The sequence below is a fragment of the uncultured Shimia sp. genome (assembly GCF_913054185.1).
Lineage (GTDB): Bacteria > Pseudomonadota > Alphaproteobacteria > Rhodobacterales > Rhodobacteraceae > Shimia.
In genome coordinates this window covers 1-12246 of sequence record NZ_CAJXIV010000012.1, presented here as the reverse complement: position 1 = coordinate 12246, position 12246 = coordinate 1, and the positions used below count along the sequence as shown (strand labels likewise).

General features: G+C 57.3%; 12 protein-coding genes. 6 read left to right on the top strand and 6 right to left on the bottom strand.

The features are described 5' to 3' along the window. The first annotated feature begins 19 nt into the window (after window positions 1-19). Window positions 20-499: an NUDIX hydrolase gene (locus QZ517_RS04400; RefSeq protein ID WP_294222720.1), complete on the top strand. Its 480-nt coding sequence runs from the start codon at window positions 20-22 to the stop codon at window positions 497-499. On the opposite strand, the gene pyrF is transcribed toward QZ517_RS04400, so the two are convergent. The 3 genes from pyrF to QZ517_RS04385 all read right to left on the bottom strand — a co-directional run bounded on the left by pyrF (window position 496) and on the right by QZ517_RS04385 (window position 2267). Beyond that, window positions 496-1194 carry an orotidine-5'-phosphate decarboxylase gene (pyrF, locus tag QZ517_RS04395; RefSeq protein WP_294222715.1) on the bottom strand — a complete coding sequence of 233 codons (699 nt, stop codon included), beginning with the start codon at window positions 1192-1194 and terminating at the stop codon, window positions 496-498. The genes QZ517_RS04400 and pyrF overlap by 4 nt on opposite strands. A 74-nt stretch (window positions 1195-1268) precedes the next feature. Then, on the bottom strand, window positions 1269-1970 hold the full coding sequence (locus QZ517_RS04390) for a methyltransferase (RefSeq protein WP_294222712.1): 702 nt from the start codon (window positions 1968-1970) through the stop codon (window positions 1269-1271). Window positions 1971-2006: 36 nt separating this feature from the next. Next, on the bottom strand, window positions 2007-2267 hold the full coding sequence (locus QZ517_RS04385) for a hypothetical protein (protein WP_294222711.1): 261 nt from the start codon (window positions 2265-2267) through the stop codon (window positions 2007-2009). A gap of 255 nt (window positions 2268-2522) precedes the next feature. Between QZ517_RS04385 and clpB the strand changes: the two genes are divergently transcribed. Further along, window positions 2523-5138 (top strand): ATP-dependent chaperone ClpB, encoded by a 2616-nt coding sequence (gene clpB, locus QZ517_RS04380; protein ID WP_294222708.1) that lies wholly within the window; start codon window positions 2523-2525, stop codon window positions 5136-5138. A 56-nt stretch (window positions 5139-5194) separates the two neighbouring features. Here the strand turns inward: clpB and QZ517_RS04375 are convergent, their stop codons facing one another. Both QZ517_RS04375 and QZ517_RS04370 read right to left on the bottom strand, forming a co-directional pair. Continuing rightward, the gene (locus QZ517_RS04375; protein WP_294222706.1) at window positions 5195-5818 is read right to left on the bottom strand and encodes a sulfotransferase family 2 domain-containing protein; all 624 of its coding nucleotides are present in this window, start codon (window positions 5816-5818) and stop codon (window positions 5195-5197) included. 8 nt (window positions 5819-5826) lie between these two features. Next, on the bottom strand, window positions 5827-6756 hold the full coding sequence (locus tag QZ517_RS04370; protein WP_294222704.1) for a hypothetical protein: 930 nt from the start codon (window positions 6754-6756) through the stop codon (window positions 5827-5829). A gap of 325 nt (window positions 6757-7081) precedes the next feature. On the opposite strand from QZ517_RS04370, the gene QZ517_RS04365 reads away from it, so the two are divergent. The 4 genes from QZ517_RS04365 to msrQ all read left to right on the top strand — a co-directional run bounded on the left by QZ517_RS04365 (window position 7082) and on the right by msrQ (window position 10418). Continuing rightward, window positions 7082-8497 (top strand): FMN-binding glutamate synthase family protein, encoded by a 1416-nt coding sequence (locus tag QZ517_RS04365; RefSeq protein WP_294222870.1) that lies wholly within the window; start codon window positions 7082-7084, stop codon window positions 8495-8497. A gap of 178 nt (window positions 8498-8675) precedes the next feature. Beyond that, window positions 8676-9578: a protein-methionine-sulfoxide reductase catalytic subunit MsrP gene (msrP, locus tag QZ517_RS04360; RefSeq protein ID WP_294222701.1), complete on the top strand. Its 903-nt coding sequence runs from the start codon at window positions 8676-8678 to the stop codon at window positions 9576-9578. Between the two features lie 4 nt (window positions 9579-9582). After that, on the top strand, window positions 9583-9801 hold the full coding sequence (locus QZ517_RS04355; RefSeq protein WP_294222697.1) for a GDCCVxC domain-containing (seleno)protein: 219 nt from the start codon (window positions 9583-9585) through the stop codon (window positions 9799-9801). Then, window positions 9798-10418 carry a protein-methionine-sulfoxide reductase heme-binding subunit MsrQ gene (gene msrQ / locus QZ517_RS04350; RefSeq protein WP_294222695.1) on the top strand — a complete coding sequence of 207 codons (621 nt, stop codon included), beginning with the start codon at window positions 9798-9800 and terminating at the stop codon, window positions 10416-10418. The genes QZ517_RS04355 and msrQ overlap by 4 nt, the downstream gene beginning before the upstream one ends. Before the next feature lie 12 nt (window positions 10419-10430). On the opposite strand, the gene QZ517_RS04345 is transcribed toward msrQ, so the two are convergent. Further along, entirely contained in the window at window positions 10431-12095 is a 1665-nt protein-coding gene (locus QZ517_RS04345) for an alpha/beta-hydrolase family protein (RefSeq protein ID WP_294222692.1), read from the bottom strand. Window positions 12096-12246 lie beyond the last annotated feature (151 nt).

Genomic DNA, 12246 nt, shown 5'->3' with positions numbered 1-12246 from the left:
ACTTCGTTTGGATGAGACAATGACTATAGCATTCCCAAACTTCCCTGACAGGGCCTATCGCGGCTCCAAGCTGATTGTGTTTGTCGGGGATAAGCTGGTGTCGGTGCTGCGCGATGACATTCCTACCATTCCTTGGCCAGACTATTGGGATTTCCCCGGGGGCGGTCGTGAAGGCGACGAGGCTGCGCTGACTTGCGCGTTGCGTGAAACCGAAGAAGAAATTGGCCTGACCCTGTCAGAACACGACGTGATCTGGGCGCGTCGTTACCAGCGACAGAATCACTTTACCTGGTTCTTTGCGGCGCAACTGCCAGCGGAGATGGAACAGCACATTGTGCTTGGCGATGAAGGTCAGCGTATCAAGCTGATGTCGCCCCGTGAGTATCTCACCCACGCCAAAGGCATCCCGCATTTCCAGACCCGTCTCGCCGATTTCCTCGCCGACACGCATCCGGAAAACCCGAATAACTTCACGCTGCCAATGGCTGCCTGCGCTTAAAGCACGGCCAACTCACTCACAATGGCCTGTGCGGCTGCCCGTGGATCGTCTGCGGTCCAGACCGGACGGCCCACCACAATGTGGTCTGCTCCGTCTTTGATCGCACTGGCCGGAGTGGCAACGCGTTTTTGATCCCCCAAGGCGGCGCCCGTGGGGCGCACACCTGGCGTCACAATCAAACGGCCCTCAGCTTCCGGCAACGCCCGGATCATGGCCGCTTCTTGTGGGGAGGCAATCACGCCGTCCGCACCGGCCTCAAACGCCTTGCCCGCGCGCTCGACCACCAGATCCGGAATGGCACCGTCTTTGATCAGACAGTTGTCCAGATCACCGCGATCGAGTGAGGTCAGCACGGTCACGCCGAGGATCTTAAGGTTGCTACCCGCCGCGCCTTGTTTCGCTGCTGCCACCACATGGGGATCGCCATGAACGGTCAGGAAGTCGAGATCAAACTGCGCCAAGCCACGCACAGCTGCTTCCACGGTTGCGCCAATATCAAACAGTTTCATATCGAGAAAAATGCGCTTGCCATATTCTTGCTTCAGCTCATTGGCCAACGCCAGACCACCACCGGTCAACATACCCAAGCCAATTTTGTAGAAGCTCACCGCATCACCAATTTGGTCAACAAGCTCTTGGCCGTGCAACATGTTTGGGACGTCGAGGGCAACAATCAGACGGTCATCAGCGGTCATGGCGGTATCTCCGGGCTATCTAGGGGCAAAGCAAACGTCTGCCTTCTAACGCCGTGCGCCCTGTGCCGCAAGGCTTAGCGGTTGCCGTAGATCCACTCCATGTCGGGCTTTTCGGTGCAGTAGTAATGCACCCAAATGTAAACATGCTGAAACGCGGCAACGACCAAGGCGTTCCAGCTGTCACACAACAGCGCGATGCCCCAAAGGCCCAGAAAGATCGGTCCGTACATGGCGTTGGAGGTGTATTTGAAGATGCCGTCTTTGACCAAGGGCAAGGCGGCGATCTCTTCGCGGAAATGATCCCCACCCACGGCACGACGGATGGTGAAATATGTCAGCACCGAATGCATGCCGTAGATCGCAATTGCGACAAAGAGGAGCCCTAACCCAATGTTGAGCCAGTGCGGAGTTCCAATGGGCACATCATCCGCCAGCCCTGTGATCAGGATGGTGATCGGTCGCGCCGCTAAAAGAGGCAAAAACATCCGTGTCCAGATGGACAGATCCGCGTCGCCATGTAGGCGGGTGACCAGATTGCGGTGTAGTTCTGCGCGAAAGATAAACGCCACAATCACTTGATGCAGGATTGCCAGGCCGATGCTGGTAACCGCCCAGGTCTGCGCCGTGAGGCCCAGAAACCGATGTCCGCCAGGCGAGGCCACCAACAGAGCTGTTGCGCCAAGCCACAAAAACACAATCAGCCCCAAATGCTGGGGCTGACCTTCAAGCATGTCGCGCCACGTGGAGCGCATGCGGATATCTTCTAATTTTGCCATGGGACCAGTCTGTCCAAAGACAGCTGGCCCGTCCAGTTAGCCTTCGCTTGGATAGACACCCGGTGCAAAAGACAGCTCTTCGCGACCGGCGCGGATTTCTGGCATGCGGCTCAGCTGACGCAGCGCTTCTTTGATCAACGCCAAACGGCCCGCGCCTTTGGGGCGCTCGTTCTCAGCGGGGACAGCGCAATGCAGGCGAACATCTCGGGAGTCATCGCTTAAACTGACCACAGCGGACAGCTCGCCCAATGTCTGGCGGTAGGTTGGGTTGGAAATCTGAATCTCGGTCACATGCATGGTGCGGCCCTTTCTTGTCTGCTCTTTCAAGCATTGTGATTCTGAAATAGGGCGAAATTTGTCTCAAATTAGGGGAATTTTCGCACCATTTTCGCACTGACTTGTGCAACCCTCCCAAAGCACTCGTTTTTCCTGGTGTGACATCTTGATTCATTTCACGCTGTTGCCCACATCATGCTTGAGGCCCACAATCGGGGCGTGCCGCAAAGCGGGCGCCACATCTGAACCGGGCGCTTATAAGAAGGAGAGATAGCCATGGACTTGAGCAAGTTCACGGAACGGTCCCGCGGTTTTATTCAGGCTGCGCAGACCATTGCGATGCGGGAAAACCACCAGCGGCTGGTGCCCGAGCACATTCTAAAAGCATTGATGGACGATGATCAGGGGCTGGCGGCCAACTTGATCACCCGTGCTGGCGGCGCGCCACAAATGGTGCGTGAGGCTGTGGACACGGCGGTTGATAAGCTGCCGCAAGTGTCCGGCGACACCGGTCAGCCGTATATGGACAACAAGACCGCCAAAGTGCTGGCGGAGGCCGAAGCACTTGCCAAAAAGGCAGGTGACAGCTTTGTCCCGGTCGAGCGCATTCTGATGGCGCTGGTCATGGTGAAATCCAAAGCCAAAGACGCGCTGGACGGGGGCAATGTCTCTGCCCAAACGCTCAACACAGCAATCAATGACATCCGCAAAGGCCGCACCGCAGACAGCGCCTCTGCCGAAGATGGTTATGACGCGCTGAAAAAATACGCCCAGGACCTGACCGAACGTGCCAGTGAAGGCAAAATTGATCCAATCATTGGCCGGGACGACGAAATCCGTCGCGCCATGCAGGTGCTGAGCCGTCGCACCAAAAACAACCCCGTGCTGATTGGCGAACCGGGCGTGGGTAAAACCGCGATTGCCGAGGGCATGGCCCTGCGCATCGTAAACGGTGACGTGCCTGAATCCTTGCGCAACAAGAAACTGCTGGCGCTTGACATGGGCGCACTGATTGCTGGCGCAAAATACCGGGGTGAGTTTGAGGAACGCCTCAAAGCCGTTCTGACCGAAGTCACCGAAGCAGCGGGTGAAATCCTGCTTTTCATTGACGAGATGCACACGCTGGTTGGCGCAGGCAAATCTGAGGGCGCGATGGATGCGGCCAACCTGATCAAACCGGCCCTTGCACGCGGTGAGCTGCACTGCATCGGCGCAACAACGCTGGACGAATATCGCAAATACGTGGAGAAAGACGCGGCCCTGGCCCGTCGGTTCCAGCCGGTTGTGGTGGAAGAACCCACCGTGGAGGACACCATCTCCATCTTGCGCGGCATCAAAGAAAAGTACGAGCTGCACCATGGTGTGCGCATTTCGGATGCCGCATTGGTAGCCGCCTCCACTTTGAGCCACCGCTACATCACCGACCGCTTCTTGCCGGACAAAGCCATCGACCTTGTGGACGAAGCCGCCTCCCGCCTGCGCATGGAAGTGGACAGCAAACCTGAAGAGCTCGACGCGCTGGACCGTCAGATATTGCAATTGCAGATCGAGGAAGAGGCACTCAAGCGTGAGGATGATGCGGCCTCTAAGGACCGTTTGGAAACCTTGCAAAAGGACCTCGCGGATTTGCAGGATCGCTCTTCTGAGATGACCGCCAAATGGCAGGCTGGTCGGGACAAAATGGCCGGTGCGCGCGACATCAAAGAAGCGCTCGATCAAGCACGCGCTGATCTCGACATCGCCAAACGTGAAGGCAACCTCGCGCGCGCGGGGGAGCTCAGCTATGGCGTGATCCCGGATCTGGAGAAAAAGCTCGACGCGGCGGAAAACGCTGAAGGCGAGATGACCATTGAGGAAGCCGTGCGCCCAGAACAGATCGCGCAAGTGGTTGAGCGTTGGACCGGTATCCCAACCTCAAAAATGCTCGAAGGCGACCGCGAAAAACTCCTGCGCATGGAGGATGATCTACACCGTCGCGTGATTGGCCAGCACTCCGCCGTGACTGCACTGTCCAACGCGGTTCGCCGCGCCCGCGCGGGTCTGAATGATGAGAGCCGCCCACTGGGCAGTTTCCTCTTCTTGGGGCCAACCGGCGTGGGCAAAACCGAGCTCACCAAAGCCGTGGCTGAGTTCCTGTTTGATGATGACAATGCGATGGTGCGCATCGACATGTCTGAGTTCATGGAGAAACACGCGGTGGCCCGTCTGATTGGCGCGCCTCCCGGCTATGTCGGCTATGACGAAGGTGGTGTGCTCACCGAAGCCGTGCGCCGTCGCCCCTACCAGGTGGTGCTGTTTGATGAGGTCGAAAAGGCGCACCCGGATGTGTTCAACGTGCTGCTGCAGGTGCTTGACGATGGCGTACTAACCGACGGCCAAGGCCGCACCGTGGACTTCAAACAAACGCTGATCATCCTGACGTCCAACCTTGGGGCCCAAGCGTTGAGCCAATTGCCCGAAGGTGCGGATGCTGCGGATGCCCGTCGGGATGTGATGGACGCCGTGCGCGCGCATTTCCGGCCAGAGTTCCTCAACCGTCTGGATGAGACCATCATCTTTGACCGACTGGCACGTCGCGACATGGACGGCATTGTCGACATCCAACTTGCCCTGCTGAAAAAGCGCCTTGTCGGTCGCAAAATCGGCCTGGAGCTGGATGACGGTGCCAAAAAGTGGCTGGCTGATGAGGGCTATGATCCGGTCTTTGGTGCCCGGCCACTGAAACGCGTGATGCAACGTGCGTTGCAGAACCCGCTGGCCGAGGCTTTGCTGGCCGGGGACATCAAGGATGGCGACACCGTGCCTGTCAGTGCTGGAGCCGAAGGTCTTCTGATAGGCGATCGGGTCGGCAGCAGCGACAATCCAAAACCGGATGACGCCGTCGTGCATTAGGAAAAGACTTTAGAGAGGCGGGGGTGTTCCCGCCTCTCCTTCTTATGGGCTAGCTTTTAGCTTTGGAACTTAAAGCCAAACTGTTCAATTTCCTCCGCATAGAGGTCTTCGACCAGTTTCCGGGCTTCCGGGTCGTAGTATTGCGCGTAGGCCGCATGGACGCTTTGGTTTAGGTGTGGCAGCGTGGCCTGGATGCCCAATTGCGCACACAACTCCCCAAAATCCTCCGCCAAATGCTCAAACCTAAGAAAACGATCAATACCCAGCCGACTATCAACCATCACAAAGGCTGATTGGCTCATACTGGCGGTGTCCTCGATGAAGCGGTGGAAGTCCTGCGCGTCAAACTTCGTGCGCCCAAAGTGTGGCGAAAAGTATAAAGAGACCAACCGATCCCAAGTATTGCGCACACATGTGAACTTCAAATATTGGTTCCAGTCTCCCAGCGCCTCAGTATTCCAGTGCTGGTGGATCTGCGACAGCTTTGCATGTTTGCCAACATTGATATAGGCTCCTTTGATCCCAAAGCGGTTGATGGCCCCGAGTTCTGCATTGTGCTTTCGCTGTTTCGGGTTTTCCACGATGGCGTCTTCACCAAAGGGTTCCAGCGCCCGCTGAATGGAATTTCCAGCGGTCTTTTGAATGTGAACAAAGACAAACTTCTTCTGTTTCGAAATCATGGGTGAGATCACTCAGCGCTGGTGCCAAGCACCAATCGTTCAAGAGGTGACATTGATGCACGGGCCAAATGATGGAAAGGTGCGATATCATCATGTTTTCTAGCCAGTTTCAGTGCTCCTGGCCGGAGGTATTGAAGCACTCCCAGCAGGCGTGGATTTCCGGTTTCAATGTTGCGGCCGCCATAATGAAAACACCGAGAAGTGTCAGCCAAAAAGACTGTGCCAGATTCACCGACTAGGCTATGGGTTTCGATCTCGGGAGCGGCGTTAGACTGAACAAAACTGTCGCTCACGTAAATCCCATTGGTTGTCTTGGGATCGTCGCTGGTGTTGCGTCGCCGAGGGAACCGGTAGTCGATAGAGGTGAGTATTTGTTGAGACGCCGTGGCGTCGATTAAATTCAGCGGACCGTTTTTTTGTGTGATATCGGAGCAATGCACAAACACCTTTAGAATGCGATTGTCAGCCCAATCTAGATGGTAAAGCGAGGTTGGGTATCCTTGCTGTTTACCATCAGTGGTTTTTGAGTTGGGATTGTACCAATAATCGGCAGTTGCCAGTATTGGCACAAACCCAAGATAACGTGACACCGAGGCAAGTAGGATGGGGTTTAGGGCCAGTTGAAACAAAGGGCTTTCAACGATTCCAGGGTCTGCGTACGCTTTGTTCGGGATTAGTCTGTTTTTTAATCCGTTGGTCTCGCTGCTGTTTTTTAATGCATCGTGCCCCTGAGCAACGACATCAGCTATCCCTTCAATCTCAGATGAAAACGGTCCCGCGATACCCAAGGTTTCAGGCACAATCAATTCCGGTGCCATGTCTTGAGCCATTTGGCGTCTTAAGTGGGCATCAAACACATTGTCGGCGTGGCGACGGTCGACTTCCGATTGTCGGACATCATGATCGGATTCGATAATTGTAGTGATATCTTGGTTCACGGAGAAGTCCTCACAAAACAATAAGCAAAAAAATACGCCCCAGCGCTCTGCGAGTTGTTATATCACGGCTTGATTTTCAGATAAATGCCGGACGCTTGAGGTCTCGGCTGCTTGGGTGCATTTCAGGCAACAAGTGGTCCGGGGAGGCGTGTTTCGAGCTGTACAATTTTACGTGGTATTCGTGACTTGCCCTTCTGACTTGGACGCTCCACTTTAAGTCGAACGCGCCACAAGGGAGCCAGTCATGGAAAGCACAATGGAAACAGCCTTTGATGTGGTCAATTTTCTAGGCCTGACATTTGTGGTGATCTTTGCGCTCCTGGTGATGGTCGCGCTCATACTCTTTGTCATCGACCGCAGACAGACCGAAGATGCCATCCGGCGCAATTACCCGGTCATCGGGCGCTTCCGGCATTTGTTTTCTGAGTTGGGCGAATTCTTCCGTCAATATTTCTTTGCCATGGACCGCGAGGAATTACCGTTCAACCGCGCCCAACGCGAATGGGTAGGGCGGGCCGGGGAGGGCAAGTCCAACACCATTGCCTTTGGCTCCACCCGTAATCTCAACGTGCCGGGCACGCCGATCTTTGTGAACGACCCGTTCCCGCCGTTGGACGATGAATATGCCAAGTCCGAGCCGCTGTTGATTGGCCCCACCACGCGTACGCCGTATCTGGCACCGTCGTTTTTCAATATCTCCGGCATGAGCTACGGCGCCTTGTCCAAACCCGCCATTCAGGCGCTGAGCCATGGCGCGGCGCAGGCGGGTGTGTGGCTCAACACCGGCGAAGGTGGCGTCAGCCCGTTTCACTACGAAGGTGGCTGCGATCTGGTCTACCAAATTGGCACCGCCAAATTTGGCGTGCGCAATGCCGAAGGCGGGCTGGACGACGACAAACTGCGCGAGATTTCCGGTCACGACAAAATCCGCATGTTTGAGGTGAAAATGGCCCAGGGCGCCAAACCCGGCAAAGGTGGCATCCTGCCGGGCGAAAAGGTCACCGAGGAGATTGCCAAAATCCGCGGCCTGCAGGTTGGCCAGGACGGCATCTCCCCCAACCGCCACCGCGAGATCGACAACTTTGACCACCTCTTGGACTTCCTCGCACATATCCGCGAGGTCACTGGCAAACCCGTTGGCATCAAAACTGTGGTGGGCGCAGAAAGCAGCATGCGGGAGCTGTTTGAAACCATTGTCCGGCGTGGTGCTGACATGGCGCCGGATTTCATCACCATTGACGGTGGCGAAGGTGGAACAGGCGCGGCCCCGATGCCGCTGATGGATCTGGTGGGCATGCCCGTGCGCGAGGCGCTGCCTTTGGTGGCTGACCTGCGCGAAGAATTCCAGCTGCAAGACCGCATCCGTCTGATTGCGTCCGGAAAACTGGTTAATCCCGGCGACATCGCCTGGGCGCTGGCGGCTGGCGCAGATTTTGTCACCTCTGCCCGCGGTTTCATGTTTGCGCTGGGCTGCATTCAGGCACTGAAGTGCAACAAAAACACCTGTCCCACCGGCATCACCACCCACGACCCGCGCTTTCAAAAAGGTTTGGTGGTCGACCGCAAGGCCCCCCGCGTGGCCCGTTATGCCCAGGCCTTGGTGAAAGAGGTCGAGGTCATTGCCCATTCCGTGGGCGTGAGCGAACCTCGCAAACTGCGCCGCCGCCACGTGCGTCTGGTGCAACCCAATGGCCGCTCGGTACCGATGAACGAAGTCTTCCCTCGCCCCGGCGCAATGTAGCTTCCTGGGCTTTCTCTTTCTGTAAATACCTCGGGGGTGTGGGGGCTGGCCCCCATGGTTTGCCCCGGACAGGCACGTCAAACGTTACAATTGCCCCACACCATCGTGACCCCCTGTGTGTGGCGTCACGCCCCAGACCTGCGCTATCACGATCTCAACGCAATAGGAGAGACCCCGCATGGCGCACCGCTGGACCAATGACCTCACCCATGACGACGTGACCCCGAAGTCCGCCTACTTGAACCGCCGCCAACTGATGACCGGCATGGCCGGTCTTGGCCTCGCTGCCCTCGCGCCCAAAGCACGCGCTGCCACCGATCTCACGCCCACCGATTTTGATGTCATCACGCAGTATAATAACTTCTATGAGTTCGGCACCGGCAAGGAAGATCCCGCCAAACACGCCCACCGCCTGACCACCCAGCCATGGTCGATCAAGATCGATGGCATGGTGGATCGTCCGGGCGACTACGCGCTTGGCGACATCCTCTCCAAAATGACCATCGAAGAGCGCCTCTACCGCTTCCGCTGTGTCGAGGCCTGGTCGATGGTGGTGCCGTGGAACGGCTTTGAACTGAAAGATCTGCTGGACCTCGCCGGTGTGCAGTCCTCCGCCAAATATGTGGCGTTTGAAACGCTGTACCGCCCTGACGAAATGATTGGGCAGAAGTCGCCGTTCCTGGAGTGGCCTTATGTCGAAGGCCTGCGCCTGGACGAGGCCAACCATCCGCTGACCCTGATGGCCACCGGCATCTACGGCAAAGACATGCCCAAACAAAACGGCGCACCGATCCGTTTGGTGGTGCCGTGGAAGTATGGCTTCAAATCGATCAAATCCATCGTGCGCATCACGCTCACAGACAAAGAGCCGCCCACCAGCTGGAACAAATCCATCCCGGGCGAATACGGCTTTTACTCAAACGTGAACCCAGAGGTCGATCATCCCCGCTGGTCACAAGCCTCAGAACGCCCCATCGGCGGCGGCTTCTTTGCCAAACGCATCCCAACTCTGAAATTCAATGGCTATGAGAAAGAGGTCGCAAGCCTCTATGATGGCATGGACCTGCGCAAGAACTATTGATCTGATGACTGAAACACGCCTCACCTCCACGCTGACCTGCCCGCACTGCGCCCACACGCAGATGTTTGAGATGCCCACGGACTCCTGCCAGTTTTTTCTGGAGTGCCCGGGCTGCGCCAAAGTGCTGCGTCCCAAAGCTGGGGATTGCTGTGTGTTCTGTTCTTATGGCGACGTGCCATGCCCTCCGATCCAAGCGGGTGACAGCTGCTGCAAAGGCGGATGATGATCAACACGCTCAATACTCTGGTTCGCAAAGTGCCCAACTGGCTGCTCTACTTGATCGGCGCAGCCTATCCCGCATGGCTGCTCTATGCGGGCTTCACCGGCGGCTTGGGTGTTGATCCCGTGAAAGCCATGGAGCACGCGCTGGGCAAGGCGGGCCTGCAGGTGCTGATTGCCGTCCTTCTGATCACCCCGCTGCGCCGGTTCACCAAGCTCAACGTTCTCAGCTGGCGCCGCGCGCTGGGCGTGATCGCCTTCTTCTACATCTTGCTGCACTTTCTGGTGTGGATGGTTCTGGACGTGCAGATCATCAGCCAGGTCAAAGCTGACCTGATCAAACGCCCCTACATCATTGTCGGCATGATCTCTCTGCTGATCCTGCTGCCGTTGGCGATCACCTCAAATAACCTGTCGATCCGCAACCTTGGCCCACGCTGGCGAAAGTTACACAAGCTGACCTATCTCGCCGTGGCGCTGGGGGGCGTGCACTACATCATGCAGACCAAAGGCTTTGAATATGAGCCTTACATCTACCTCGCGGTGGTGCTTGGCCTGATTGCGATCCGCAAACTGCCAAAGAAGCGCGCCGCACATCCCGCGAAACGCCAAGCGGCGTAAGCCTCCTTGCCCTCACTTGTTGCGACAGCCAAGCTCCACTCCCAGATCACAATGTGCGCGCAGCCGCTGTGTGTCTTGCCGTGTCCACCCTTTTGGGGCCGTCACCTCTGCCCAAGGCGAAATGTAATCCCGCGCATAATAGGCATGGCCATGGCCGGGAGGCGCCCCAAACGACAACGCCATATCCAGCGCCAGTTGGAACTGGGTCACAATCGGAATGAACACCAGGTGGCGGGAGACATCCTCAGCCGGGGGATCGTTCATCCACGGCGGCGCACGCCAAAGCGATCGGGGGTCATAAAACACAATCGGGTCGCTGGAATATTGCAAAAACGCAATCCGCATCCCACCCCAGGGGCGCGGAGCCTCTGAGGCATCGTGAACATGATTGGCGTAGCGCACCAGTGTGCCGCGCCCAATTTCTGGCAACACCCAAGGGCTGTCGGTGTTGCGCGCGATCTGAATGCTCTGCCAGAACCGCGACGGGAACGGCGGCCCGGCCCAAAACGCCCCATTGATTGGGTCGTCCAGCAGACGGAACAGATTGGTGGCATACATCGACGACCACGCTCCAAGGCTGAGCCCGTGGGCGTAGAGACGAGGGCGGCTGTCTTTTGGCAACCCGGACCAATACTCATGCACCACTTCGAGCAGGGCCGTGGCTTGATCCAATCCCGTGCGGGTTTCCAGGATCAGCGCCAGCGGTGACTGTAGATAAGAATACTGCACACTGACCGTCGCGATATCGCCCCCATGCATATATTCCACCGGGTCATGGGAGCCCGGATCCATCCAGCCGGTGCCGGTGGGGCTGGTGACAATCAGCACCTCCCGCTCAAAGGCATTGACGCGGATCAGTTCCGCCAAGGCCAGTTCCGCGCGCTCCCGCGGGGTCTCGCCATTGGCCCGCCCCACATAAACACGCAACGGCTCTTGTGCGGGTTTGCCGGTGAAAGCTGAAATCGCCTTGGCATCCGGCCCACTTAACACAAAGTCCCGTCCGGGCTGTCCCATCGCGGCCCAATCGATCAGTGAGGTTGTTGACCCGGACTGAAAATCCAAGTGGGGCAGGGGCGGAGCCACATCAAACAATTCTTGCGCCGTCTCGTAACTCTGATCCAGCGACGCCACGACCCGATCAAAAATCCCATCCCGCGTCACCACAAACAAAATGGCCGCCACCGTGAGCACGCCAAGCACATTGGCCCGTCTTGGTGGCATCACGCGATAGAACCTGCCCCGCACCCAGTGAAACAGCGCCGCTATCAACGCGCCAAGCCCATAGAGTATCAGAAACGTCAGCGTGGTCAGCCCTGAAAGCTGAATAAGATGCCGCCCCTCTACGGGCACCATAGACATTTTCTGTCGCAGCTCGTTCTGCCATTCCAGACTATAGACCAATATCCATCCCGTCAGAGCCACCACGCCGAGCGCCAACAGCAGATCAAACGTCTTTCCGACTCGCCCTTGCAGCCGCGGTAGGTCTGCCGCCTGCCAGATTAGGCTGAGGGTTTGCCCCAACAGATAGCCTATTGCGATCACCACCCCGCCAAGGATGCCTTGCTCGGTGGCCCCCCGTGGGATGAGCGAGGGCGTCAGTGACGCGGCAAAGAATGAAAGCCCGAGCAGAAAGCTGCGGGTGGAAAAGCTCAGGATCACTTTGCGCAACCGATGCATGGTTGTACCTTTTGGGTCAGATGGGGTGTGTGCAGACTATCGGCTCTCAGGCCAAACAGAAGTCTTGCAGACGTGTCGCCTTGAGAACAACCCGCACCTGTACCCAAAGTGCCGCGCGTTGCCGCATTGATGATCGTCCTCTGTCTTCACC